The sequence below is a fragment of the Mycobacterium sp. 852002-40037_SCH5390672 genome (assembly GCF_001665875.1).
Lineage (GTDB): Bacteria > Actinomycetota > Actinomycetes > Mycobacteriales > Mycobacteriaceae > Mycobacterium.
Genome location: NZ_LZTA01000097.1, coordinates 25,017 through 48,855, shown reverse-complemented (window position 1 = coordinate 48,855; position 23,839 = coordinate 25,017). Strand labels below are relative to the sequence as shown.

Below are 23,839 nucleotides of genomic sequence, written 5' to 3'. Positions count from 1 at the left end.
ACCGGACGAAAGGCAAGGCCCCGTGGACCACGAGACCGAAACTGACACCCAACTCGTCACCGAGACCCTGGTCGAAGAGGTGTCCATCGACGGCATGTGCGGGGTTTACTGACCGTGCCCGCGCCCGCGCAGGCCCGGACGGCAACCTCGTTCGATCCTGATCGCGGCTGGCGATTGCACCCCCAGGTGGCGGTTCGGCCCGAACCGTTCGGCGCTCTGCTCTACCACTTCGGTACCCGCAAGCTGTCGTTCCTGAAGAACCGCACCATCCTTACCGTGGTGCGGTCGCTGGCCGACCATCCCGACATCCGGTCCGCCTGCCGTGCGGCGGGAGTCGAGGACGCCGCCCACGCGCCGTATCTGCATGCGCTGGGTGTGCTCGCCGAGTCCAACATGCTGGTGCCCCGAGAGGACCATCAATGACCGCACCATCGCAGGCACCCGTGCCGCGGCTGATCGAGCAGTTCGAGCACGGGCTGGACGCACCCATCTGCCTCACCTGGGAACTGACGTATGCCTGCAACCTGGCCTGCGTGCACTGCCTGTCCTCGTCGGGCAAGCGTGACCCGCGGGAGCTGTCCACCCGTCAATGCATGGACATCATCGATGAGCTGGAACGCATGCAGGTGTTCTACGTCAACATCGGTGGCGGGGAACCCACTGTGCGACCGGACTTTTGGGAACTGGTCGACTACGCGACGGCCCACCACGTCGGCGTGAAGTTCTCCACCAACGGCGTCCGGATCACGCCCGAGGTGGCCGCGCGGCTGGCGGCCAGCGACTACGTCGACGTCCAGATCTCGCTGGACGGTGCCACCGCCGAGGTCAACGACGCCGTCCGCGGACCCGGGTCCTTCGACATGGCGGTACGTGCGCTGGAAAACCTTGCCAACGCCGGTTTCTCCGACGCCAAGATTTCGGTGGTCGTCACCCGGCACAACGTCGACCAGCTCGACGAATTCGCGGCGCTGGCAAGCCGTTACGGTGCCATGCTGCGGATCACCCGGCTGCGCCCGTCCGGGCGTGGCGCCGATGTCTGGGAAGAGCTGCATCCCACCGCCGACCAGCAGGTCCAGCTGTATGACTGGCTGGTTGCCAAGGGTGAGCGGGTGCTCACCGGCGACTCCTTCTTCCACCTGGCTCCGCTCGGCCAATCCGGCGCACTAGCCGGTCTGAACATGTGCGGCGCGGGCCGCGTGGTGTGCCTGATCGACCCGGTGGGCGACGTGTACGCCTGCCCGTTCGCCATCCACGACCGCTTCCTGGCCGGAAACGTGTTGACGGACACCGGTTTTGGGCTTGGGTTCGCCAACGTCTGGAAAAATGCCCCGCTGTTCCGCGAGCTACGCGAGCCCCAGTCGGCGGGTGCCTGCGGCAGCTGCGGGCACTACGACAGCTGCCGGGGCGGATGCATGGCCGCCAAATTCTTCACCGGCCTGCCGTTGGACGGACCGGACCCCGAATGCGTCCAGGGCCACAGCGAGTCGGCGCTGGCGAACGAGCGGGAGACGCCGCGTCCCCGGGCCGATCACTCCCGCGGGAAGCGCATCCGCCAACCGGTGCCGCTCACCCTGTCGGTGCGGCCCCCGGTGGTCACGCCGGCAACGCCGCCGGCCCGCATGTGCAACGAAAGTCCGGTGTGACAGTGGCCGACGCATGGTTTGAAACCGTCGCCATCGCGCAGCAGCGTGCTAAGCGCCGGTTGCCGAAATCGGCCTATTCGTCCTTGATTTCGGCCAGCGAAAAGGGAGTCACGGTCTCCGACAACGTGGCAGCCTTCAGCGAACTCGGTTTCGCGCCGCATGTGATTGGCGCGCTGGAAAAGCGCGACATGTCGACCAGCGTTATGGGGCAGGAGATTTCGCTGCCGGTGCTGATCTCGCCGACCGGCGTGCAGGCGGTGCACCCCGAGGGTGAGGTGGCCGTGGCGCGGGCCGCCGCCGCCCGCGGCACCGCCATGGGGCTGTCCTCGTTCGCCAGCAAACCGATCGAAGAGGTCGTCGCGGCGAACCCCAAGGTGTTCTTCCAGGTGTACTGGCTGGGTGACCGCGACGCGATCGCCGCACGGGTCGAGCGCGCCCGGGCGGCCGGGGCGGTGGGCCTGATCGTCACCACCGACTGGAGCTTCTCGCACGGGCGCGATTGGGGCAGCCCCGCGATCCCGGAGAAGATGGACCTGAAAACCATCGTCAAGATGAGCCCCGAGGTCATCACCAAGCCGCGATGGTTCCTGCAGTGGGCGAAGACCATGCGGCCGCCGGAGCTGCGCGTGCCCAACCAGGGTCGCCGCGGCGAGCCCGGGCCTCCGTTCTTTCAGGCCTACGGGGAGTGGATGGGCACGCCGCCGCCGACCTGGGAGGACATCGCCTGGCTTCGCGAACTGTGGGGCGGGCCGTTCATGCTCAAGGGCGTGATGCGCGTCGACGACGCCAAAAGGGCGGTGGACGCGGGGGTTTCGGCGATTTCGGTGTCCAACCACGGTGGCAACAATCTGGACGGGACCCCTGCCTCGATTCGCGCCCTACCCGCGGTGGCCGCGGCCGTCGGCGATCAGATCGAGGTGCTCCTCGATGGTGGCGTCCGGCGCGGAAGTGACGTCGTCAAGGCCGTGGCGCTGGGAGCGCGCGCGGTCATGATCGGCCGGGCCTACCTGTGGGGGCTGGCCGCGGCCGGCCAACCGGGTGTGGAGAACGTCCTCGACATCTTGCGCGGCGGCATCGACTCGGCGCTGATGGGTCTGGGGCTCTCCTCGGTACACGACCTCGGACCGGACCACATCCTGGTGCCGCCCGGTTTCGTCCGGGCGCTGGGTGTGCCCCCGGGCGTCGCGTAGCAGCAGCCCGGTTATCCTGGGCGGCTTTATCCGGATTAAGTGACGCCCGCGCAAATCGTGATACGGGCGGGGTAACCGTGACGGACGAGTCCACAATTCGAACGCCCGGTGAACGACCCAGAAAAAAAGTTATTTTGAAGCTTCAACAATTGGTGCACGCCAGGTGAATTCGTCCTACCATCACCGAGTGCCCGTACTCGGCGAATTGGGAACGGCGACGTCGAGCCAGCTATCCAGCAAGGCGGCGTCGCTCATGGTTCCGCTGGGGTCGACCGAACAACACGGTCCGCACCTGCCGCTGGACACCGACACCCGCATCGCGACGGCGGTTGCCGGCGCCGCTCAAGCCCGTCTCAACCAGCGCCCGGGGGACGGGTGGCTGGTGGCGCCGGCCATCGCCTACGGCGCCAGCGGCGAGCACCAGAGTTTCGCCGGGACGATCTCGCTGGGCACCGAGGCGTTGACCTCGCTGCTGGTCGAGTACGGCAGGTCAGCGGCCCGCTGGGCCCCGCGCCTCGTCTTCGTCAACGGCCACGGCGGCAATGTCGCGGCGTTGGACGCCGCGGTGGCGCTGTTGCGGACCGAGGGCCGCGACGTCGGCTGGTGCCCCTGCCTGACCGCCGGCGGTGACGCCCACGCCGGCCATACCGAAACATCGGTGTTGCTACATATCTCGCCGGCCGAAGTCCGGACCGATCAGTGGGTGGCCGGCAACACCGCGCCCCTGCCCGAATTGCTCGGGTCGATGCGGCGTGGGGGAGTCGCGGCGGTCAGCCCGGTCGGCGTGCTGGGCGACCCGACCACCGCCAGCGCCGCCGAGGGCAGACGGATCTTCACCGAGATGGTGGACGGCTGTGTCCGCCGGGTCACCCGGTGGCGCCCCGGGCCCGACGGGATGCTGACATGAGCGCGCCGGCGAGGATCCACGGCGAAAGCGATGGGGAGGAGTGGCGCACATGACGGCGCCCCGGCTGCCCAACGGGTTCGCCGTTCAGGTCGATCGCCGCGTGCGGGTGCTCGGTGATGGCTCGGCGCTGCTCGGCGGGTCGCCGACCCGGCTGCTGAAGTTGGCTCCAGCCGCGCAGGACATGCTCTCGGATGGCCGGCTGAAGGTGCGCGACGACCTCAGCGCCCAACTCGCCCGCACGCTGCTGGACGCCACGGTGGCGCATCCCCGGCCCGCGGGCGGCCCGTCGCACCATGACGTGACGGTGGTAATCCCGGTGCGGGACAACCTTTCTGGCGTGCGACGCTTGGTGAGCTCGCTACGCGGCCTACGCGTCGTCGTGGTGGACGACGGCTCGTTCCCCCCGGTCGTCCGGGAGGACTTCGTCGGCGCACACTGCGACATCGAGGTGTTGCGCCACCACCGCAGCAGGGGCCCGGCTGCGGCCCGCAACAGCGGGTTGGGGGTCTGCCGGACGGACTTCGTCGCGTTCCTGGACTCCGACGTCGCGCCGCGCCGCGGCTGGCTGGAAGCCCTGCTCGGTCACTTCTGCGACCCCACGGTCGGCCTGGTCGCGCCGCGCATCGTCGGCCTGTCGCACAGCGAGAATGTGGTGGCACGCTACGAGGCGGTGCATTCCTCGCTCGACCTCGGTGAGCGCGAAGCGCCGGTGTTGCCGCACAGCACGGTGTCCTACGTGCCCAGCGCGGCGATCATCTGCCGGTGCTCGGCAATCCGGGAGGTCGGCGGGTTCGACGAGACCTTGCAGTCCGGCGAGGACGTCGACCTGTGCTGGCGGCTCATCGAGGCGGGCGCTCGGCTGCGCTACGAGCCGATCGCGCTGGTCGCCCACGACCACCGCACCGAATTGCGGGATTGGCTTGCGCGCAAAGCGTTTTACGGCGGCTCGGCTGCTCCGCTCTCGGTACGCCACCCGGACAAGACGGCGCCGGTGGTGATTTCCGGTTGGGCGCTGATGACGTGGATTCTGATGGCGTTCGGGTCCACCCTGTCGCGGCTGGTGTCCGTCGTCCTCGCGGTCCTGACCGGTCGCCGGATCGCGCGGGCGATGCGCACCGCCGAAACATCGATGACCGATGTCGCGATGATCGCGGGCCGTGGCCTGTGGTCCGCGGCGCTGCAACTGGCGTCGGCGCTGTGCCGCCACTATTGGCCGCTGGCGTTGGTGGCGGCCACCCTGTCGCGTCATTTCAGAAGGGTGGTCCTGGTCGCGGCCGTCATGGACGGGGTGGTCGACTGGCTTCGCCGCCGCGACGCCATCGGTGACGATGTCGAACCGATCGGGCTGCCGACCTACCTGTTGCTCAAGCGCGTCGACGACCTGGCGTACGGGCTCGGATTGTGGTGGGGTGTGCTGCGGGAGCGCAACGTGCGCGCCCTGAAACCCCAGATCCGGAATTAAACCACCACCTTGACCACAGCCGTCTCGCACAGCGATGTGCTGATCGTCGGCGCCGGCAGCGCAGGATCGGTTGTTGCGGAACGTCTTTCCGCCGACCCGGAGTGCACGGTGACCGTCCTCGAGGCGGGGCCGGCGCTCGACGACCCGGGACTGCTCGCCCAAACCGCCAACGGGTTGCAGTTGCCGATAGGTGTCGGCAGTCCGCTGGTCCGGCGTTATCAGACCCACCTCACCGACGAACCCCCGCGCCGGCATCCCCTCGTGCGGGGGGCGACGGTGGGCGGATCGGGCGCGATCAACGGCGGTTACTTCTGCCGCGGATTACCACGCGACTTCGATCGGATGGACATACCGGGCTGGAAATGGTCCGACGTGCTGGAGAGCTTCCGTGCCATCGAGACCGACCTGGATTTCGACGGTCCCGCCCATGGCGACAGCGGCCCCATCCAGGTGCGCCGGACGCACGAAATGACCGGGACCACCGAGCGTTTCATCGGTGCCGCGCAGCGCGCCGGATTCGGTTGGATCGCCGATCTCAATGACGCCGGATCGGAGCCGGTTTCGGGGATCGGCCCCGTCCCGCTCAACATCGTCGACGGCGTGCGGCGGGGCTCCGGCGCGGGATACTTGATCCCGGCGCTGCGCCGGCCAAACCTGAACCTGCATGCGCGGACCAGCGTGGCCCGGCTGCGTTTTGCCGGCACCGTCGCGGTGGGCGTCGACGCGATCGGTCCGCACGGTCAGGTGGCGTTTACCGCCGACCGAGTGGTGTTGTGCGCCGGCGCGATCGAATCGGCACACCTGCTCATGCTCTCGGGGATCGGGGACGAGCCCATGCTGGCCGCCGCGGGGGTGCCGGTGGTGGCGCCGCTGCCGGTGGGGGCGTTCAGCGATCATGCCGAGTGGGTGTTGCCCACCGATTGGACGGTGGCCCCCGGGCGGCCGGTCCTCGAGGTGGTGCTCAGCACCGCCGACGATCTCGAGATCAGGCCGTACACCGGTGGATTCGTGGCGATGACCGGTGACGGTACCGCCGGGCACGCCGACTGGCCACACATCGGGGTGGCGCTGATGCAACCACGCGCGCGCGGGCGCGTGTCGCTGGTCTCGGCGGATCCCGATGTGCCGCCGCGAATCGAGCACCGCTACGACAGCGAGCCCGACGATGTCGCGGCGCTGCGCCGGGGCAGCGAGCTGGCGCGCGAATTAGCCGGTGGGCCAACCGATGCCGCGGCGCCCGTCTGGTCGACCTCGCAACATCTCTGCGGCACCGCACCGATGGGTGTCGACGGCGACCCGCGGGCCGTCATCGACCCGCGGTGCCGGGTCCTTGGCATCGACAACCTGTGGGTGATCGACGGCTCGATCCTGCCGGCGATCACCAGCCGAGGCCCGCACGCGACGATCGTGATGATCGGGCACCGCGCTGCGGAGTTCGTTCAGTGACGCGACAGCATCCGCCGCACCGGGCGTAGCTGGCGGCCGTCGCGGCCCGGGGCCCATACCCCGATCGCCACGGCGGCGACGGCGACGATAGCGGCCATCGTGATGGTGGAGGCGTGCAGGGCCGCCAGGAATGCGGACTTACTGATGTCGGCCAGTTGCCGCCCCTGGGGTCCGAGCCGGCCGGCGATCTCGATCGCCTTGGCCAGCGAGTCGGTGGCCTGGTCCCGGACCGGTGCGGGAAAATTCGCCAACCTGGGCGCCAGCTCGTGCGAGTAGCGACCGGCCAGGATGGAACCGGCCACCGCGATGCCCAGCGCGCCGCCCATTTCGCGGGATGTGTCGTTCACCGCGGAGGCGACGCCCTGCTTTTCGTCGGGAACCGCACCCATGATCGCCGAAGTCGTTGGCGCCGTGCAGATTCCGATTCCTGTAGCGAGAATGAGTGTGGGCCAGGCGAATTCGAGATACGTCGAGTGCAGGCCTAACCCGTACATGCACCCGAATCCGACCGCCATCAGAAGTGTGCCGACGAACAACACCAGCCGCAGACCCAGCTTGGGCACATACCAGAACGACAGGGCGGAGAAGATGCCCAGCGGCACCATGAACGGCCCGAAAGCGGTCGCCGTCGTCAGCGCGGAGTAGCCCATGATCTGCTGCACGTATTGCATGCCGATGTAGAAGAACCCGAAGGTGGCGCCGAACAGAATGACGATCGCGGTCACCCCGGTGGCGAAATTCGGGTCGGCGAACAACCGGACATCCAGCAGTGGTTGTCGACCCCGTAAGGCCAGTCGCAGCTCGAGGGCGCCGAACGCCGCGGCGATGACCGCGCCGACGCCGAGCCCGCCCCACACCAGTGGATCGCTCCATCCGCGCCCGGGCGCTTCCAGGATGGCGGCCACGGCGACGGCGACCGCCGCGCCGATCAGGACCGCGCCCAGCGCATCGATCCGGGGAGCGCCCGCGTCGCGTGACGATGCGACGGTGCAGGCCAGCGCGAAAATCACCAGGCCGGCGATGCCCAGCGACCAGAAGATGGCGTGCCAGTCCCAAAAGCGAAGCAACAGGCCAGAACCGAGCATGCCAAGGACGCCGCCGGAACCGGCCGTCCCGGCCCAGATGCCGACGGCTTTGGTGCGGTCGTCTTTTGGATAGGCCACCGTCAGCAGCGACAGTGTGGCGGGCATGACGAACGCGGCGCCGATCCCGGCCACCGCGCGGCCCGCGATGATCTGGGACGGGTCGTGCAGCAACGCCGGTGCCATCGAGCCGATCGAGAACACCAGCAGTCCGGTCAACAGCGCTCCGCGGCGGCCGTAGCGGTCACCGATCGCGCCGGCCGGCAGCAGCAGGCATGCCAGGGCCACGGTGTAGCCGTCGACGATCCAGTTCAGCTGGGATGCGGTGGCCGAGGTGGCCACCGCCAGATCGCCGAGTGCGGTGTTCAGGGCCGTCATCGACGCCACCACCAGCGCAACACCCATGCAGGCGACGGCCAGCGTCCAGTTTCGTGCCCGGAAGCTATCGCCGATGCCGACCGCGTCAGTACGCTGGTCAGTCCGGACCAGGGTTTCGACCATGCGGTGCGCCTCCTTGGGAGCGTGCGAAGTTTCGAGACCAACAGTCTTGTAGGTAGACCAATAGTCTCGTTTTCAAACAGGAGGTGGGCGCAATTACCACCGGGACGTCCGATCCGCGCCCGGCGAGGTCGCGGGCCAGGCTGTTGGAAGCCGCCGTCACGTTGCTGCGTGCCGGGGGTCCCAGTGCGGTGACGGTCGACGCGGTCACCCGCACCGCCAACGTCGCCCGGGCAACCCTGTATCGCCACTTCCCGAGCGGAAACGATTTACTGGCAGCGGCTTTCAACAGCCTGATACCGGCGTCACCCACCCCGCCGGCCGAGGGTTCGCTGCGCGACCGTCTGGTCGCGGTGGTGCTGGCTCAGGCCGAAGCGGTGGCGCTGGCCCCGACCGTCATGACCGCCATGTCCTGGCTCGCGCTGGGTCGCGATCTGGAAGGCATGCCCGAGCCCCGGCACAGCCACAACGCCGACAGCGCGGCGATTACCACCCTGCGCGAGCGCATCGCCCAGCAGTACGCGGAGCCCTTCGACGTGATCTTCGACAGCCCGGAGGCCGCCGAGCTGGGGGAGGTGGACCGGTCGAGGGCGATCGCCCTGCTCATCGGGCCCCTGGTGCTGGGCCGCTTGTCCACCCTCCCCGATTTCGACTACCACCAATGCGCGCTGGCGGCCGTCGACGGCTTCCTACACGTACAGTGCGCCAGGGCCGGCGCACCGGATATCGAATCGGCGGGTGCCTGAGACCCCGGCGCCCGCCGAGCTCAAGGCCTCTGACCAGCGCATTTAAGCTCCGCTGCTACCGTCCCCGGGAGGGGCGCGGCGGATTCGGCCGGCGATCCGGGCCGAATTTTGTTCGGGCCACGATCTGAGGCATACTGTTCAGGTTGCCTTGAGCCGGGTTCGCGCCTGGTCGGGCATACGACCAGCGTCCACACGGGCGCGTCCGGTCCCATCCTTTGAGAGCGATGAATTTCGATCGCGGATGAGGCTGCGTGAGGGTGACACGCCCGACCGCGGGGGCCGGTGGACCACGACAGGTAAACAGCGGCGCAGTATCCGGCGCAACGCTCGATCGGCCCAGAGTTGGCCGGCCCGATCGGCGCGCCGGTGGCACTGAGGACATTGGATTATTTGAGCCCGGGTACCGGGCCTCAACAGGAGTGAGGGTAGGAGAAGCGTGGCGGGACAGAAGATCCGCATCAGGCTTAAGGCCTACGACCATGAGGCTATTGACGCGTCGGCGCGCAAGATCGTCGAGACCGTCGTCCGCACGGGTGCCAGCGTTGTAGGTCCGGTGCCGCTGCCGACTGAGAAGAACGTGTATTGCGTCATCCGCTCTCCGCACAAGTACAAGGACTCGCGGGAGCACTTCGAGATGCGCACTCACAAGCGGCTGATCGACATCCTCGACCCGACGCCGAAGACCGTCGACGCGCTGATGCGCATCGACCTTCCGGCCAGTGTCGACGTCAACATCCAGTAGGAGATCCAGACTCATGGCAAGAAAAGGCATTCTGGGTACCAAGCTGGGCATGACGCAGGTGTTCGACGAGAACAACAGGGTTGTGCCGGTGACGGTCGTCAAGGCCGGCCCGAACGTGGTGACCCGGATCCGTACCCCCGAGCGCGACGGCTACAGCGCCGTGCAGCTGGCTTACGGCGAGATCAGTCCCCGCAAAGTGAACAAGCCGGTGACCGGTCAGTACGCCGCCGCGGGCGTCAACCCGCGCCGCCACCTGGCCGAGCTGCGGCTGGAAAACCCCGAGGCGGCCGCCGAATACGAAGTCGGCCAGGAGCTGACGGCGGAGATCTTCGCCGACGGCGCGTACGTCGACGTCACGGGCACCTCCAAAGGCAAGGGCTTCGCCGGCACCATGAAGCGCCACGGTTTCAGTGGTCAGGGTGCCAGCCACGGTGCCCAGGCGGTGCACCGTCGTCCCGGTTCCATCGGTGGCTGCGCCACCCCCGCGCGCGTCTTCAAGGGCACCCGGATGGCCGGCCGGATGGGTAGTGACCGGGTGACCGTGCAGAACCTGGTGGTGCACAAGGTCGATGCCGAGAACGGCGTGCTGTTGATCAAGGGTGCGGTCCCCGGCCGCACCGGCGGACTCGTGGTGGTCCGCACGGCGATCAAACGAGGTGAGAAGTAATGGCAGCGGTAAAGATTGACGTCAAGACCCCGGACGGCAAGGTCGAGGGCTCGATCGAGTTGCCGGCCGAACTGTTCGATGCGCCGGCCAACATCGCGCTTATGCACCAGGTCGTCACCGCGCAGCGCGCGGCGGCGCGTCAGGGCACGCACTCGACGAAGACGCGTGGCGACGTCAGCGGTGGTGGCCGTAAGCCGTACCGGCAGAAGGGAACCGGCCGGGCTCGACAGGGTTCGACCCGTGCCCCGCAGTTCACCGGCGGTGGCATCGTGCATGGACCCAAGCCCCGCGACTACAGCCAGCGCACGCCCAAGAAGATGATCGCCGCGGCGTTGCGCGGCGCACTGTCCGACCGCGCGCGCAACGGCCGCATCCACGCGATCACCGAGCTGGTGTCGGGTCAGACGCCGTCCACCAAGAACGCCAGGGCGTTCCTGGGCACGCTGACCGACCGCAAGCAGGTGCTGGTCGTGATCGGCCGCAGCGACGAGGCCGGCGCCAAGAGCGTGCGCAACCTGCCCGGTGTGCACCTGCTGACTCCCGACCAGCTCAACACCTATGACGTGCTGCGCTCCGACGACGTGGTGTTCAGCGTTGAGGCGCTGGGCGCTTACATCGCCGGGGCCACCGGCGGTGCCGCCGACAAGGATGTGGAGGTTACGGCCTGATGGCTACCATCACTGACCCCCGCGACATCATTCTGGGCCCGGTCATCTCGGAGAAGTCCTATTCGCTGCTCGACGACAACGTGTACACGTTTGTGGTGCACCCCGATTCGAACAAGACGCAGATCAAGATCGCGATCGAGAAGATCTTCTCCGTCAAGGTCGCATCGGTGAACACCGCGAACCGGCAAGGTAAGCGCAAGCGCACCAGGACCGGATTCGGCAAGCGCAAGAGCACCAAGCGGGCCATCGTCACGCTGGCGCCGGGTAGCAAGCCGATCGATCTGTTCGGGGCACCGGCGTAGCCGCCGGCGAGAGGAAACCTGATTAGACATGGCAATTCGTAAGTACAAGCCGACGAGCCCCGGCCGCCGCGGCTCGAGCGTGTCCGACTTCTCCGAGGTCACTCGTTCCACCCCGGAGAAGTCGCTGGTGCGCCCGCTGCACGGTCGTGGTGGGCGAAATGCGCACGGCCGCATCACCACCCGCCACAAGGGTGGTGGCCACAAGCGCGCTTACCGGGTGATCGACTTCCGTCGCAACGACAAGGACGGGGTGAACGCCAAGGTCGCGCACATCGAGTACGACCCCAACCGGACCGCCAACATCGCGTTGCTGCACTTCCTGGACGGCGAGAAGCGCTACATCATTGCGCCGCAGGGACTCTCGCAGGGCGACGTGGTGGAGTGTGGCCCGAACGCGGACATCAAGCCGGGCAACAACCTGCCGCTGCGCAACATCCCCGCCGGTACCGTGGTCCACGCCGTGGAACTGCGGCCGGGCGGCGGCGCCAAGCTGGCGCGCTCGGCCGGGTCGAGCATCCAGCTGCTCGGTAAAGAGGGCACCTACGCGTCGCTGCGTATGCCCAGCGGCGAGATCCGCCGCGTCGACGTGCGTTGCCGCGCCACGGTCGGCGAGGTCGGCAACGCCGAACAGGCGAACATCAACTGGGGCAAGGCCGGCCGGATGCGGTGGAAGGGCAAGCGCCCTTCGGTCCGTGGTGTGGTCATGAACCCGGTGGACCACCCGCACGGTGGTGGTGAGGGTAAGACCTCCGGTGGTCGCCACCCGGTGAGCCCGTGGGGCAAGCCGGAGGGCCGCACCCGCCACCCGAACAAGGCCAGTAACAAGCTCATTGTCCGACGCCGGCGCACCGGCAAGAAGCACGGTCGCTAGGAAGTCAGGAGTAGCACATGCCACGCAGCCTGAAGAAGGGCCCGTTCGTCGATGGCCACCTTCTCAAGAAGGTGGACACGCAGAACGAGAAGAACACCAAACAGGTGATCAAGACATGGTCGCGGCGTTCGACGATCATTCCTGATTTCATCGGCCACACCTTCGCCGTCCACGACGGACGCAAGCACGTCCCGGTGTTCGTCACCGAGGCGATGGTCGGTCACAAGCTTGGTGAATTCGCGCCCACCCGCACCTTCAAGGGACACATCAAGGACGACCGGAAGGCCAAACGGCGATGACCACAACGGAATTCCCATCGGCGGTGGCCAAAGCACGATTCGTGCGGGTGTCGCCGAGAAAGGCGCGCCGGGTCATCGACCTGGTGCGCGGCCGGTCGGTGGCCGACGCGCTGGACATCTTGCGCTGGGCTCCGCAGGCCGCCAGCGAGCCGGTGGCCAAGGTGATCGCCAGTGCCGCGGCCAACGCGCAGAACAACGACGGACTGGACCCGGCGACCTTGGTGGTCGCCACCGTCTACGCCGACGAGGGCCCCACCGCCAAGCGCATTCGTCCGCGCGCCCAGGGCCGCGCGTTCCGGATCCGTAAGCGCACCAGCCACATCACGGTCGTGGTGGAAAGCCGGCCGGGCAAGGACCAGGGATCGGCGAAGTCGACCCGGGCCCGTCGTGCCGAGGCCAGCAAGGCCGCCGCGAAGGCACCCGCCAAGAAAGCGCCGGCCAACAAGGCGCCCGCCAAGAAGGCCGCCACCAAAGCGCCCGCGAAGAAGGCGGCGAAAGCCGAAGCCAAGACGTCTGAGACCTCTGACGCGAAGGGAGGCTCAGACTAGTGGGCCAGAAGATCAATCCGCACGGTTTCCGGCTGGGCATCACCACCGACTGGAAGTCCCGCTGGTACGCCGACAAGCAGTACGCGGACTACGTCAAGGAAGACGTCGCGATCCGGCGGCTGCTCTCGACCGGCCTGGAGCGGGCCGGCATCGCCGACGTGGAAATCGAGCGCACCCGCGACCGGGTCCGGGTGGACATCCACACCGCGCGTCCCGGCATCGTCATCGGCCGCCGCGGCACCGAGGCCGACCGGATCCGTGCCGACCTGGAGAAGCTGACCGGCAAGCAGGTTCAGCTCAACATCCTCGAGGTCAGAAACCCGGAGTCGCAGGCACAGTTGGTGGCCCAGGGCGTCGCCGAGCAGTTGAGCAACCGCGTGGCGTTCCGCCGCGCGATGCGTAAGGCCATCCAGTCGGCGATGCGTCAGCCCAATGTCAAAGGCATCCGGGTGCAGTGCTCCGGCCGTCTCGGTGGTGCCGAGATGAGCCGCTCGGAGTTTTACCGCGAGGGCCGGGTTCCGCTGCACACGCTGCGCGCCGACATCGACTACGGCCTGTACGAGGCCAAGACCACCTTCGGCCGGATCGGCGTGAAGGTGTGGATCTACAAGGGCGACATCGTCGGTGGGAAGCGCGAATTGGCCGCTGCGGCACCGGCGGGCGCCGAGCGTTCGCGTCGCGAGCGTCCGTCGGGCACCCGTCCGCGGCGCAGTGGCGCATCGGGCACCACGGCCACCAGCACCGAAGCCGGCCGCGCGGCCGCAAGCGCCGAAGAGGGCACTGCCGCGGCGGCCCAGTCCGCACCCGCTGCAGAACCACAAAGCACGGAGAGCTGAATCATGTTGATTCCCCGCAGGGTTAAACACCGCAAGCAGCACCACCCCCGCCAGCGCGGTATCGCCAGTGGCGGCACGGCGGTGAGCTTTGGTGACTACGGCATCCAGGCTCTGGAGCACGCCTACGTCACCAACCGGCAGATCGAGTCCGCTCGTATCGCCATCAACCGGCACATCAAGCGTGGCGGCAAGGTGTGGATCAACGTCTTCCCCGACCGTCCGCTGACCAAGAAGCCCGCCGAAACCCGCATGGGTTCGGGTAAGGGTTCGCCGGAGTGGTGGGTGGTCAACGTCAAGCCCGGCCGGGTGCTGTTCGAACTCAGCTACCCCAACGAGCAGATCGCTCGGGCGGCGCTGACCCGCGCAATCCACAAGTTGCCGATCAAGGCACGCATCGTGACTCGAGAGGATCAGTTCTGATGGCAGTGGGAATTTCGCCTGGCGAACTGCGTGAGCTCACCGAAGAGGAGCTGGCCGAGCGTTTGCGCGAATCCAAGGAAGAGCTGTTCAATCTGCGTTTCCAGATGGCGACCGGACAGCTCACCAACAACCGCCGGCTCCGCACGGTGCGTCAGGAGATCGCGCGGGTCTACACCGTGCTCCGCGAACGAGAATTGGGCCTGGCTTCCGGGCCCGACGGTAAGGAGTCGTGATGGCAGAAGCCAAGAAGGCAGCGCCGAAGAAGGCCGCCGCAACCGAGGCCGCGTCGAAGGACGGGAATCTCAAAGGCCCCAAGAACACTCCGCCCAACCCGAAGGTGCGGGGACGGCGCAAGATGCGCATCGGTTACGTGGTGAGTGACAAGATGCAGAAGACCATCGTGGTCGAGCTCGAAGACCGCGTGCGTCACCCGCTGTACGGCAAGATCATCCGGACCACCACGAAGGTCAAGGCGCACGACGAGAACAGCGCCGCAGGCATCGGTGACCGCGTCTCGCTGATGGAGACCCGCCCTACCTCGGCGACCAAGCGTTGGCGGCTCGTCGAAATTCTGGAAAAGGCTAAGTAAGCCCCCGCACGACCAACACCACAACGCCCGGCCCCGGGTGTAGTCTTCACGCACGTTCGGCGCGAGTCCGCTACGAGAGTGAGGCTGACGATGGTGGCTGGGTCGGGGCAATCCGGGGAATTCAGAGGCAAGGTCGAGCTCGACATCCGGGATTCCGAACCGGACTGGGGCCCCTACGCCGCACCGACCGCGCCTGCGAACGCACCGAACGTGCTGTACCTGGTGTGGGACGACACGGGCATCGCGACCTGGGACTGCTTCGGCGGTTTGGTGGAGATGCCCGCCATGTCGCGCATCGCCGAGCGTGGCATTCGACTCTCGCAGTTTCACACCACCGCGCTGTGCTCGCCGACCCGGGCGTCGTTGCTCACCGGGCGTAACGCCACGACCGTCGGCATGGCCACCATCGAGGAGTTCACCGAGGGCTTCCCCAACGCGAACGGCCGCATACCGTTTGAAACCGGGCTGCTCTCCGAGGCTCTCGCCGAACAGGGATACAACACCTACTGCGTGGGCAAGTGGCACCTGACCCCCCTCGAGGAATCGAACCTCGCCTCGACGAAGCGGCACTGGCCGACCTCGCGGGGCTTCGAACGGTTCTACGGATTCCTGGGTGGTGAAACCGATCAGTGGTATCCCGACCTCGTGTACGACAACCATCCGGTGACCCCGCCGGGCACCCCGGAGGACGGCTATCACCTCTCCAAGGACATCGCCGACAAGACGATCGAATTCATCCGCGACGCCAAAGTGATTGCGCCCGAGAAGCCTTGGTTCTCCTACGTGTGCCCCGGGGCAGGGCACGCACCGCATCACGTCTTCACAGAGTGGGCGGACCGATACGCCGGCCGCTTCGACATGGGTTACGAGCGCTACCGCGAGATCGTGCTGGAACGGCAGAAGTCGCTGGGGATCGTGCCGGCCGACACCGAGCTGTCGCCGGTCAATCCGTATCTCGACGTGACGGGACCGAGCGGTGAACCGTGGCCGTTGCAGGACACGGTACGGCCCTGGGATTCGCTCAACGACGAAGAGAAGAAGCTGTTTTCGCGGATGGCCGAAGTGTTCGCGGGGTTCCTGAGTTACACCGACGCCCAGATCGGTCGGATCCTGGACTATCTCGAGGAATCGGGTCAGCTGGACAACACCATCGTCGTGGTGATCTCCGACAACGGCGCCAGCGGTGAGGGCGGCCCGAACGGGTCGGTCAACGAGGGCAAGTTCTTCAACGGCTACATCGACACCGTCGAAGAGAGCATGAAGGTGTTCGAACACCTCGGCGGTCCGCAGACCTACAACCACTACCCGATCGGCTGGGCGATGGCCTTCAACACGCCCTACAAGCTGTACAAGCGATACGCCTCCCATGAGGGTGGCATCGCCGACACGGCAATCATCTCGTGGCCCAACGGCATTGGCGCACACGGGGAAGTCCGCGACAATTACGTCAACGTCTGCGACATCACCCCGACCGTCTACGACCTGCTGGGCATGACCCCTCCGGAAACCGTCAAGGGCATCACTCAGAAGCCGCTGGACGGCATGAGTTTCAAAGCGGCCCTTGCCGATCCCGCCGCGGCCACCGGAAAGAGCACCCAGTTCTACACCATGCTGGGTACCCGCGGGATCTGGCATCAGGGCTGGTTCGCCAACACCGTGCATGCGGCGACACCGGCCGGCTGGTCGCACTTCGATGCCGACCGCTGGGAACTGTTTCACATCGAGGCCGACCGCAGCCAGTGCCACGACCTGGCCTCCGAAAACCCGGACAAACTCGAAGAACTCAAGGCGCTGTGGTTCTCGGAGGCAGCCAAATACAACGGGCTGCCGTTGTCGGATTTGAACATTCTGGAGACCCTGGGGCGGTCGCGGCCGTATCTGGTCAGCGACCGGAGCAGCTACATCTATTACCCCGACTGCGCGGATGTGAGCATCGGTGCCGCCGCTGAAATCCGCGGCCGGTCGTTCTCGGTGCTCGCCGAGGTGACGATCGACACGATCGGTGCCGAGGGGGTGCTGTTCAAGCAGGGCGGCGCGCACGGCGGGCATGTGCTGTTCATCCAGGACGGCCGGCTGCACTACGTGTACAACTTCCTCGGCGAGCGTCAGCAGGAGGTCTCCTCGTCCGAGGCCGTGCCCCTGGGCAGACATCTGTTCGGCGCCAGCTATTCACGCACCGGAACGGTCGAGAACAGCCATACGCCGCTGGGCGACGTCACATTGTTCATCGACGACAAGGTCGTCGGCACGCTGACCGGGGTGGCCACCCATCCCGGCACCTTCGGGCTGGCGGGTGCCGGTATCACGGTCGGGCGCAACGGCGGATCGGGAGTGTCCAGCCGCTATAAGGCACCATTCACGTTCACCGGCGGCACCATCACCCAGGTCACCGTCGACCTGTCCGGCCGGCCCTACGTGGACGTGGAAACCGAGGTCGCGCTTGCCTTTTCGCGGGACTGATCCGTAGGTAAAAGGGAAATCGCCGATTCCGTCGTCCGCTGAGCAAACCGATGCGCGGTAAGCCGTCATCGTTATCCGCTGAAAAGTCGGGTCTGCGCTGCTAGCATCACGCTGCGTGATGCCCCAATGACTGCCGGGCCGCCGGCGCCGCCGGTACCCACCGGTGCTCGAGGACGGCAAATCGCGATCGCGTTCGGGATCGTCGCCTCCCTCATCGTCATCTACGTGCTGTCGCTGATCGCCGTGCATCTGTTGGCCAAATCGGCGCCCCCACTGCCCGCGGTGGACCTGAGCAAGGTCGAGGCCGAGGACAGCGTCGTGCAGGTGCGGCTGGAGAAACTGGACACCGTCGCGAACCGGTTGACGGTCAATGTGCTGGTCTACCCCAAAGACACGTTGTACGACAAGAACTTCGGCGTGCTGACCACCGACGCGGCGGTCCGGTTGTATCCCGATAACGACCTGGGTGACCTGCAGTACCCCGTCGGCAAGGCGCCCGCGCAGGTGACCACCACCATCGAGGCGCACGGCGATCCCGCGAACTGGCCGTTCGATTCCTACCGAACCGGAGTCATCTCGGCCGATGTGTTCACCGGGTCCGGCTCCAGCAAGGAGAAGACGGCCGCCCGCGTCGAAGCCACCGGAGGACTGGACGGGTGGGATGCCACCGTCACCCGCGTCCACGACGCCGAAGACAGCAACCCAGATCTCAAGGACGACTTGGTCATCACGCTGCAGCGGGCCAAGGGGCAGCTCATCTTCGACGTCGGCATCTGCCTGGTCTTGATCTCGCTGCCCGTCTTGGCCCTATGGGTCGCCATTCCGGTGGCGCTGGGCAGGACGTCGTTCCTGCCGCCTCTCACCACGTGGTACGGCGCAATGCTTTTCGCCATTGTCCCGCTGCGTAACATCCTGCCGGGCAGCCCACCCTACGGCTCGTGGGTGGATCAGGCCATCGTGCTGTGGGTGTTGATCGGACTGGTCGCCGCGCTGACGCTGTTCCTGGTCGGCTGGTGGCGACAACGCGATCGAAAAACGCCCACTAAGACCTGAACTCGGTCATTCTGCTTTCGGTGCGTTCGCGGAACTGATCGCGTCGACCGCGCTGGACACCCGCGCCTGGAAGGCGGGCGACAACGGGATGTAGCCGTTCCTGGCCAGTTCGATCTGGCCGGGACCGATGGCCGCCTGCAGAAAAGCCTTGACCGCCTTGGCCACATCGTCGGTGGGGTACTTGGCGCAGACGATTTCGTAGGTGGCCAACACGATCGGGTAGACGTCGGGCTGGGCGGGGTTGTAGAACGACGACAGGTCGAGCACCAGGTCGTTGCCGGCGCCGGTGATCATGGCGCCCTTGATGGTTTTGCCGACCGTGTCGGTGCCGATCCGCACCGGACGCAACGACCTACGGCTCGCCGGCGTCTTGATGTCGGCGGCGAACAGGCCTTGCGCAAGAGCGAACGACAGTTCGTTGTAACCGATGGCGCCCTCGGTGCTCTTCACGGCGGCCGCGGTGCCGGTGTTGCCGACGGCGCCGGCACCGACGCCGCCGTTGAAGGTCTTGCCCGCACCCTTGCCCCACGCCCCGCCGGACGCGGACTGCAGGTAGGCCTGAAAGTTGTCGGTGGTGCCCGACCCGTCGCTGCGGTAGATGACGTGAATGTCCTCGGCCGGCATGGAGGCGTTGAGCGAGGTCAGGGCCGGGTGGTCCCAGCGCGTGACGGTGCCGTTGAAGATCTTGGCCAGTGTGGGCGCGTCGAGCACCAGGGAGTCGACGGTGGCGAGGTTGTAGGTGATGGCTAGCGGGCCGAACACCACCGGCAGGTTCCAGGCGTCGGCACCGCCGCAGCGCCGCTTGGCGGTGGCGTATTGGTCGCCCGACAGCGGTGTGTCCGATCCTGCGAAATCCGTTCTGCCGGCCAGGAAGTCGGCGATGCCGTTGCCCGACCCGTTGGCGGTGTAGTTCAGGGTCTGCCCGGCGCAGGCATGGCGATAGGCGTCGATGAACCGGGTCATCGCGTTGGCCTGCGCGGTCGAGCCGCTGGCGGCCAGGGCCTGGGTGCCGCCACAGTCGACCTTGGCCCCGGCGGTGTACGGCAGGCTCGCGGATGAGTCGCTGCATGCCGAGACCAGCATGGCGGCGGCCGCCAGAACGCCGGTGGCCAGTGCCGGACGATTGCGCTTCACACCCGACATTTACCGCCACCGCATTAACAGGCAAACAAACGCCGGATGAACTGGTGCGCCCGGCGGCACGCCGCACCAGGTTTGCGCGCGCGGCTTGGCCGCTGTCGCCGGGGCGCCGAGCGGGTTTCGCTGGCGCGGTGAGCGGCTCTCGACAAAGCGGCGAAAATTACCTAGACATGACGAAATCCCAAAGTCACCCCGCCTCGTTCGGGAGTTCGCTAGCATCCGTCCTCGAGTGCTCGAATTCCCCACCGGAGGTATTGACCGATGACCCACCAAGCGCCACCCTCGCCACCGCATCCGGCGCCGTCGGAGCAATCACTCCCAACACCTCCGCCCGCGGCCGTGCCCGACCGGCACAAGCGGCGCAGGGGCATTGTTCTGGCCGCCGTCGCGGGTTTCGTCGCCGTGTACGCCCTGTCGCTGTTCGGCGTGCATCTGCTGGCGAAATCGGGCGGGCCGCTCAAACCACCGGACCTCAATGCCACCAATGACACGGTCGTGCTGGTGCGTCTGGAAAAGCTGGACACCACCGCGAACCGATTGACGGTGAAGGTGTTGGTGATCCCCGAGGAGTCGATGTTCGACAAACGCCTCGAGGTGCTCAAGACCGACACCGCGGTGCGGATGGATCCGCCGAACGACCTCGGCGACCTGCAGTACCCCGCCGGCAAGTCGCCTGCGCAGGTCGCGACCACCGTCGAGGCACACGGCGACCCCAACAACTGGCCGTTCGATTCCTACCGCACCGATGCCCTGTCCGCCGATGTGCTTGTCGGCCAGGGTGATGCGCGCCGCTACATACCCGCGCGGGTGGAGGTCACCGGCGGCTTGGACGGCTGGGACGTCAGCGTTCAGCGCGTCGGCGAAGCCAGTCAGGATTCGGATCGCGCCGACAACGTCATCATCACCTTGCACCGGGCCAAGGGGCCGTTGATCTTCGACCTGGGAATTTGTTTGGTCCTTTTCGCGCTGCCCGCGTTGGCTTTTGCCGTGGTCATCCAAATCGCCTTGGGAAGAAGGAAATTCGTGCCGCCGTTCGTGACGTGGTTTGCCGCCATGTTGTTCGCCGTCATCCCCATTCGCAACTTCTTGCCAGGGGCGCCCCCACCGGGCGCATGGATCGACCAAGTCCTGGTGATCTGGGTGTTGATCGCGCTGGTCGCGGCGATGGCCCTGTACATGCTGACCTGGTATCGGCAATCCGAGTAGGCGCTCGATGGGCCGCCCAAGTCCTGCTGCGCGCCGTCGGGCCCCGCCGATCCGTCCGTCAACCAGAGGCTGAAGGGGAGCTGCCACCGGTGCGTGCCGGAGTACTGCCACCGCTACCTTCCGGCGGCCCGATCACCGCAATCGCGGGCTCAGCGACGACCCACATCGGGTTTCGCTGCGTGGCGGACTCGTCATCTAGCTAGCAAATCCCTAGCGCCCGTGTCGGCCCGTTGCGCGCGGGCGTTGCCGGCCGGTGACGTGAACGGCGGATGGCCGGGAGGTGACAAACGCCTCTTGCGTTTCCAGCCAGGGGATTTCGTCGCGCGCACGGCCCCGTGATTCGCTAGCATCTGACGACGTGTCGCTCCGTTTCGGCCGGATTTCGCCAGGGCTGCCGGTCCGGTGCCAGCAAGCCGCACGACGCCCCCGGTGCGCTGTTGCTCGCGGCGGCGTCCGGTGACCACCGAGGCCCCGAGCCCGGTTGCGCCGGCGGAGCAGCCGGCTCCGGTGCCCCCCACCAAGAAGCAGCGCGAGGCGCCGCGGATCGCGATCGGCGTGTGCATTCTCGCGGCGGTCATCGTCGTCTATGTCCTGTCACTTTTCGGCGTGCATTTTCTGCAGCGGTCGGAGGGCCCGCTGCCACCACTGGACCTGAGCCAGGGCGGCGGCGACGCCACGATCGTGCAGTTGCGCCTCGAAGAGTTGAAGCCGGTCGCAAACCGGCTCTCCGTCGAGGTGCTCGCCTATCCAGGAGTTGCTCAGTACGACAACCGTTTTGACGTGCTGGCCAATGACGTCGCGGTGCGCCTGTATCCCACAAGCGATCTGGGCGATCTGCAATATCCCAAGGGCAAGGCGCCGGCCCAACTCAGCACCACCATCGAAGCCCACGGCGACCCCGGTAACTGGCCGTTCGACTCCTACCAGACCGAGCCGATCGCGGCCGACGCCTTCGTCGGGACCGGCGACAACCGCAAGAAGGTGCCCGCCCGCGTCGAAGTGACCGGCGCGCTGGACGGCTGGCAGGTCAGCGTCAACCGGGTGCACGACCCGAGCGCGCTGCCCACCTCCCGCGCGACCGACAACGGCAACGTGGTGATCACGCTGAAGCGGGCCAAGGGTCCGCTGATCTTCGACCTCGGGATATGCCTGGTGTTGATCAGCCTGCCCACGTTGGCCCTGCTGGTCGCCATTCCGATGGCGATGGGCCGAAGGAAGTTCCTGCCGCCGTTCGCCACCTGGTACGCCGCGAACCTGTTCGCGATCGTCCCGCTGCGCAACATCCTCCCCGGGGCGCCCCCGCCGGGGTCGTGGATCGACCAGGCGATCGTGCAGTGGGTGCTCATCGCGCTGGTCACTGCGATGACCCTGTACATCATCGCGTGGATGCGGCAGGGCGACTGAATGTCGGAGCCCCGTGGCATGATCGAACCTATGTTCGAATGCAGCTCGGGGACGGGATCGCCGCCGGAGGTGATCGCCCGGTTTGACGAACTCGTCGAGCGGCACTACCCGTCGACCACGCCGGAGTCCCAGGCGCTCATCGAGGCGATCTGTGCGTCGGCGCGGGAGGAGAACCGGGCCGCGGCCGCCCAGCTGGTCGCCATCGGAAAGCTGTTCGCGTACCGGTTGTCGCGGTGCTCGGAGACCGAGGACTGGGCGGTCGACACGCAGGAGGCGGTAGCCGCCGAGGTGGCTGCGGCGTTGCGGATCGGGCAGGGGCTGGCCGGAAGCCGGTTGCGGTATGCCCGGGCGATGCGCGAACGGCTGCCGAAGGTGGGCGCGGTCTTCACAGCCGGGGATATCGGCTACCTCATGTTTCAAACGATCGTGTTCCGCACCGATTTGATCGCGGACCCCGAGGTGGTCGCCGCGGTGGACGCCGAGCTGGCCGTCAACGTGGCGCGCTGGCCGTCGATGACCCGGGGACGGCTCTGCGCGCAGGTAGACAAGATCGTGGCCAAGGCCGACGCGGATGCGGTGCGGCGACGCAAGAAGTTCGTGGCCGACCGCCAGGTGTGGATCGCGGAAGGGGTCGGGGGTATCGCCGAGATCCACGGCGGCCTGCTCACCCCGGATGCGCATGCGCTGGACAAACGGCTCGATGCGTTGGCGGGCACGGTATGTGAGCACGATCCACGCAGCCGTGAGCAGCGCCGGGCCGATGCACTGGGGACCCTGGCGGCCGGGGCGGACCGGCTGGGCTGCCGCTGCGGGCGCCCCGACTGCGCGGCCGGGAAGCGGCCCGCGCCCGGCGCGGTGGTGATTCACGTCATTGCCGAGCGGCCAACGCTTGACCAGCCTGGTGCCGCGCCCGCCTCCGAGCTGGGCGCCGACGGACTCATCGCCCCCGAACTCGTTGCCGAATTGGCCGCTTCGGCCAAGCTGGTGCCGCTGGTGCACCCCGGTGACGCCGCCCCTGAGCCCGGTTACGTGCCCTCGAAGGCGCTGGCCGATTTCGTGCGCTGCCGGGATCTGACGTGTCGCTGGCCCGGCTGCGACCGCCCGGCCACCGAATGCGACATCGACCACACGATCCCGTACGCCGCGGGCGGGCCAACGCATGCCTCGAACCTGAAGTGCTATTGCCGCAGTCATCACCTGGTCAAGACGTTCTGGGGCTGGCGGGATCAGCAACTGCCCGACGCGACGCTGATCCTGACCTCGCCGGCCGGGCACACCTACGTCACGACCCCGGGCAGCGCGCTGCTGTTTCCGAGCCTGTGCTCGAGCACCGGCGCGATACCGGCCGCCGAAGCCGATCCGCCCCCGGATTACTGCGGTCAGCGCACCGCGATGATGCCCAAACGCCGCAGCACCCGTGCTCAAAACCGCACCGCGCGCATCGCCACCGAACGCCGCCGCAACCGCGACGCACGGATGGCCCGGGCCGCCCCGGCCGTGAGCTACGCCTGGCCCGCCAGCTGCGGGCCCGACGAGGATCCGCCACCGTTTTAGGTGCGTGATTTCCCCATCTCGATCGCCTTCGCACAGAATTTGGCTCTGAGCTGGTCGTCCCCTAGACTCTAGGGGTTGCCTTGGGCAGACCTCGGCCGGTGCGAAT

General features: G+C 67.2%; 26 protein-coding genes and 2 pseudogenes. 25 read left to right on the top strand and 3 right to left on the bottom strand.

Going from position 1 to position 23,839, the window contains the following annotated elements:
• The first annotated feature begins 22 nt into the window (after positions 1-22).
• The 7 genes from mftA (at position 23) to mftG (ending at position 6,648) form a co-directional block, all read left to right on the top strand.
• Positions 23-112 (top strand): mycofactocin precursor MftA, encoded by a 90-nt coding sequence (gene mftA, locus A5782_RS17330; protein WP_007773607.1) that lies wholly within the window; start codon positions 23-25, stop codon positions 110-112.
• Complete coding sequence (gene mftB, locus A5782_RS17325) at positions 97-423, top strand: mycofactocin biosynthesis chaperone MftB (RefSeq protein ID WP_197694260.1); 327 nt, start codon at positions 97-99, stop codon at positions 421-423. Before mftA ends, mftB begins: the two co-directional genes overlap by 16 nt.
• Complete coding sequence (gene mftC, locus A5782_RS17320; RefSeq protein WP_067102795.1) at positions 420-1,643, top strand: mycofactocin radical SAM maturase; 1,224 nt, start codon at positions 420-422, stop codon at positions 1,641-1,643. The genes mftB and mftC overlap by 4 nt, the downstream gene beginning before the upstream one ends.
• 2 nt (positions 1,644-1,645) lie before the next feature.
• Positions 1,646-2,833, top strand: a complete 1,188-nt coding sequence (gene mftD / locus A5782_RS17315) for a pre-mycofactocin synthase MftD (protein ID WP_067102793.1) — start codon at positions 1,646-1,648, stop codon at positions 2,831-2,833.
• A gap of 163 nt (positions 2,834-2,996) precedes the next feature.
• On the top strand, positions 2,997-3,740 hold the full coding sequence (gene mftE / locus A5782_RS17310; RefSeq protein ID WP_067102791.1) for a mycofactocin biosynthesis peptidyl-dipeptidase MftE: 744 nt from the start codon (positions 2,997-2,999) through the stop codon (positions 3,738-3,740).
• Between the two features lie 49 nt (positions 3,741-3,789).
• Positions 3,790-5,202, top strand: a complete 1,413-nt coding sequence (gene mftF / locus A5782_RS17305) for a mycofactocin biosynthesis glycosyltransferase MftF (RefSeq protein ID WP_067102789.1) — start codon at positions 3,790-3,792, stop codon at positions 5,200-5,202.
• 9 nt (positions 5,203-5,211) lie between these two features.
• Positions 5,212-6,648 (top strand): mycofactocin system GMC family oxidoreductase MftG, encoded by a 1,437-nt coding sequence (gene mftG, locus A5782_RS17300; protein WP_067102787.1) that lies wholly within the window; start codon positions 5,212-5,214, stop codon positions 6,646-6,648.
• Here mftG and A5782_RS17295 read toward each other — a convergent pair.
• On the bottom strand, positions 6,642-8,231 hold the full coding sequence (locus tag A5782_RS17295; RefSeq protein WP_067102785.1) for an MFS transporter: 1,590 nt from the start codon (positions 8,229-8,231) through the stop codon (positions 6,642-6,644). The two genes, mftG and A5782_RS17295, sit on opposite strands and share 7 nt — an antisense overlap.
• Positions 8,232-8,374: 143 nt before the next feature.
• Here A5782_RS17295 and A5782_RS17290 point away from each other — a divergent pair, with 143 nt between their 5' ends.
• Positions 8,375-8,974, top strand: a complete 600-nt coding sequence (locus tag A5782_RS17290) for a TetR/AcrR family transcriptional regulator (RefSeq protein WP_197694267.1) — start codon at positions 8,375-8,377, stop codon at positions 8,972-8,974.
• A 55-nt stretch (positions 8,975-9,029) separates the two neighbouring features.
• On the opposite strand, the pseudogene A5782_RS27335 reads toward A5782_RS17290, so the two are convergent.
• Positions 9,030-9,238, bottom strand: a pseudogene (locus A5782_RS27335) (hypothetical protein).
• 172 nt (positions 9,239-9,410) lie between these two features.
• Here A5782_RS27335 and rpsJ point away from each other — a divergent pair.
• The 13 genes from rpsJ (at position 9,411) to A5782_RS17225 (ending at position 18,429) form a co-directional block, all read left to right on the top strand.
• Complete coding sequence (gene rpsJ, locus A5782_RS17285) at positions 9,411-9,716, top strand: 30S ribosomal protein S10 (RefSeq protein WP_003873519.1); 306 nt, start codon at positions 9,411-9,413, stop codon at positions 9,714-9,716.
• A 13-nt stretch (positions 9,717-9,729) separates the two neighbouring features.
• Positions 9,730-10,383: a 50S ribosomal protein L3 gene (rplC, locus tag A5782_RS17280; protein WP_067102781.1), complete on the top strand. Its 654-nt coding sequence runs from the start codon at positions 9,730-9,732 to the stop codon at positions 10,381-10,383.
• Positions 10,383-11,051 carry a 50S ribosomal protein L4 gene (gene rplD, locus A5782_RS17275; protein ID WP_067102779.1) on the top strand — a complete coding sequence of 223 codons (669 nt, stop codon included), beginning with the start codon at positions 10,383-10,385 and terminating at the stop codon, positions 11,049-11,051. The genes rplC and rplD overlap by 1 nt, the downstream gene beginning before the upstream one ends.
• Positions 11,051-11,353, top strand: coding sequence for a 50S ribosomal protein L23 (gene rplW, locus A5782_RS17270; protein ID WP_007773589.1), 303 nt, complete (start codon positions 11,051-11,053; stop codon positions 11,351-11,353). Before rplD ends, rplW begins: the two co-directional genes overlap by 1 nt.
• 28 nt (positions 11,354-11,381) lie before the next feature.
• Complete coding sequence (gene rplB / locus A5782_RS17265) at positions 11,382-12,224, top strand: 50S ribosomal protein L2 (protein ID WP_067102777.1); 843 nt, start codon at positions 11,382-11,384, stop codon at positions 12,222-12,224.
• Between the two features lie 17 nt (positions 12,225-12,241).
• Positions 12,242-12,523: a 30S ribosomal protein S19 gene (gene rpsS / locus A5782_RS17260; RefSeq protein ID WP_007773585.1), complete on the top strand. Its 282-nt coding sequence runs from the start codon at positions 12,242-12,244 to the stop codon at positions 12,521-12,523.
• Positions 12,520-13,071: a 50S ribosomal protein L22 gene (rplV, locus tag A5782_RS17255; RefSeq protein ID WP_067102775.1), complete on the top strand. Its 552-nt coding sequence runs from the start codon at positions 12,520-12,522 to the stop codon at positions 13,069-13,071. The genes rpsS and rplV overlap by 4 nt, the downstream gene beginning before the upstream one ends.
• A complete protein-coding gene (gene rpsC / locus A5782_RS17250) occupies positions 13,071-13,907 on the top strand; it encodes a 30S ribosomal protein S3 (protein WP_067102773.1) in 837 nt (278 codons plus the stop codon). The genes rplV and rpsC overlap by 1 nt, the downstream gene beginning before the upstream one ends.
• Before the next feature lie 3 nt (positions 13,908-13,910).
• Positions 13,911-14,327 (top strand): 50S ribosomal protein L16, encoded by a 417-nt coding sequence (gene rplP / locus A5782_RS17245; RefSeq protein ID WP_067102771.1) that lies wholly within the window; start codon positions 13,911-13,913, stop codon positions 14,325-14,327.
• On the top strand, positions 14,327-14,560 hold the full coding sequence (gene rpmC, locus A5782_RS17240; RefSeq protein WP_007773580.1) for a 50S ribosomal protein L29: 234 nt from the start codon (positions 14,327-14,329) through the stop codon (positions 14,558-14,560). Before rplP ends, rpmC begins: the two co-directional genes overlap by 1 nt.
• Positions 14,560-14,916: a 30S ribosomal protein S17 gene (gene rpsQ / locus A5782_RS17235; protein WP_067102769.1), complete on the top strand. Its 357-nt coding sequence runs from the start codon at positions 14,560-14,562 to the stop codon at positions 14,914-14,916. Before rpmC ends, rpsQ begins: the two co-directional genes overlap by 1 nt.
• A gap of 90 nt (positions 14,917-15,006) precedes the next feature.
• The gene (locus tag A5782_RS17230; RefSeq protein WP_067102767.1) at positions 15,007-17,376 is read left to right on the top strand and encodes an arylsulfatase; all 2,370 of its coding nucleotides are present in this window, start codon (positions 15,007-15,009) and stop codon (positions 17,374-17,376) included.
• Between the two features lie 126 nt (positions 17,377-17,502).
• Complete coding sequence (locus A5782_RS17225; protein ID WP_067102765.1) at positions 17,503-18,429, top strand: DUF4436 domain-containing protein; 927 nt, start codon at positions 17,503-17,505, stop codon at positions 18,427-18,429.
• A 6-nt stretch (positions 18,430-18,435) separates the two neighbouring features.
• On the opposite strand, the gene pstS is transcribed toward A5782_RS17225, so the two are convergent.
• Positions 18,436-19,572: a phosphate ABC transporter substrate-binding protein PstS gene (pstS, locus tag A5782_RS17220; protein WP_369815645.1), complete on the bottom strand. Its 1,137-nt coding sequence runs from the start codon at positions 19,570-19,572 to the stop codon at positions 18,436-18,438.
• Between the two features lie 258 nt (positions 19,573-19,830).
• Here pstS and A5782_RS17215 point away from each other — a divergent pair, with 258 nt between their 5' ends.
• From A5782_RS17215 to A5782_RS17205, 4 genes and pseudogenes are all read left to right on the top strand, one after another.
• Complete coding sequence (locus A5782_RS17215; protein WP_067102763.1) at positions 19,831-20,775, top strand: DUF4436 domain-containing protein; 945 nt, start codon at positions 19,831-19,833, stop codon at positions 20,773-20,775.
• An 18-nt stretch (positions 20,776-20,793) separates the two neighbouring features.
• A pseudogene (locus A5782_RS25660) lies at positions 20,794-20,978 on the top strand (formylglycine-generating enzyme family protein); the annotation flags it as partial.
• Between the two features lie 304 nt (positions 20,979-21,282).
• Complete coding sequence (locus A5782_RS17210) at positions 21,283-22,179, top strand: DUF4436 domain-containing protein (RefSeq protein WP_067103133.1); 897 nt, start codon at positions 21,283-21,285, stop codon at positions 22,177-22,179.
• A gap of 30 nt (positions 22,180-22,209) precedes the next feature.
• Complete coding sequence (locus tag A5782_RS17205) at positions 22,210-23,733, top strand: HNH endonuclease signature motif containing protein (RefSeq protein WP_067102761.1); 1,524 nt, start codon at positions 22,210-22,212, stop codon at positions 23,731-23,733.
• Positions 23,734-23,839 lie beyond the last annotated feature (106 nt).

Excerpts from the sequence above, each read along its gene's own strand:
- mftC (WP_067102795.1), top strand. The coding sequence starts at position 420 with ATGACCGCACCATCGCAGGCACCCGTGCCGCGGCTGATCGAGCAGTTC.
- mftF (WP_067102789.1), top strand. The coding sequence starts at position 3,790 with ATGACGGCGCCCCGGCTGCCCAACGGGTTCGCCGTTCAGGTCGATCGC.
- A5782_RS17295 (WP_067102785.1), bottom strand. The coding sequence starts at position 8,231 with ATGGTCGAAACCCTGGTCCGGACTGACCAGCGTACTGACGCGGTCGGC.
- rplC (WP_067102781.1), top strand. The coding sequence starts at position 9,730 with ATGGCAAGAAAAGGCATTCTGGGTACCAAGCTGGGCATGACGCAGGTG.
- rplD (WP_067102779.1), top strand. The coding sequence starts at position 10,383 with ATGGCAGCGGTAAAGATTGACGTCAAGACCCCGGACGGCAAGGTCGAG.
- rplW (WP_007773589.1), top strand. The coding sequence starts at position 11,051 with ATGGCTACCATCACTGACCCCCGCGACATCATTCTGGGCCCGGTCATC.
- rplB (WP_067102777.1), top strand. The coding sequence starts at position 11,382 with ATGGCAATTCGTAAGTACAAGCCGACGAGCCCCGGCCGCCGCGGCTCG.
- rpsS (WP_007773585.1), top strand. The coding sequence starts at position 12,242 with ATGCCACGCAGCCTGAAGAAGGGCCCGTTCGTCGATGGCCACCTTCTC.
- rplV (WP_067102775.1), top strand. The coding sequence starts at position 12,520 with ATGACCACAACGGAATTCCCATCGGCGGTGGCCAAAGCACGATTCGTG.
- rplP (WP_067102771.1), top strand. The coding sequence starts at position 13,911 with ATGTTGATTCCCCGCAGGGTTAAACACCGCAAGCAGCACCACCCCCGC.
- rpmC (WP_007773580.1), top strand. The coding sequence starts at position 14,327 with ATGGCAGTGGGAATTTCGCCTGGCGAACTGCGTGAGCTCACCGAAGAG.
- rpsQ (WP_067102769.1), top strand. The coding sequence starts at position 14,560 with ATGGCAGAAGCCAAGAAGGCAGCGCCGAAGAAGGCCGCCGCAACCGAG.
- A5782_RS17230 (WP_067102767.1), top strand. The coding sequence starts at position 15,007 with ATGGTGGCTGGGTCGGGGCAATCCGGGGAATTCAGAGGCAAGGTCGAG.
- A5782_RS17225 (WP_067102765.1), top strand. The coding sequence starts at position 17,503 with ATGACTGCCGGGCCGCCGGCGCCGCCGGTACCCACCGGTGCTCGAGGA.
- pstS (WP_369815645.1), bottom strand. The coding sequence starts at position 19,572 with ATGTCGGGTGTGAAGCGCAATCGTCCGGCACTGGCCACCGGCGTTCTG.
- A5782_RS17215 (WP_067102763.1), top strand. The coding sequence starts at position 19,831 with ATGACCCACCAAGCGCCACCCTCGCCACCGCATCCGGCGCCGTCGGAG.
- A5782_RS17205 (WP_067102761.1), top strand. The coding sequence starts at position 22,210 with ATGTTCGAATGCAGCTCGGGGACGGGATCGCCGCCGGAGGTGATCGCC.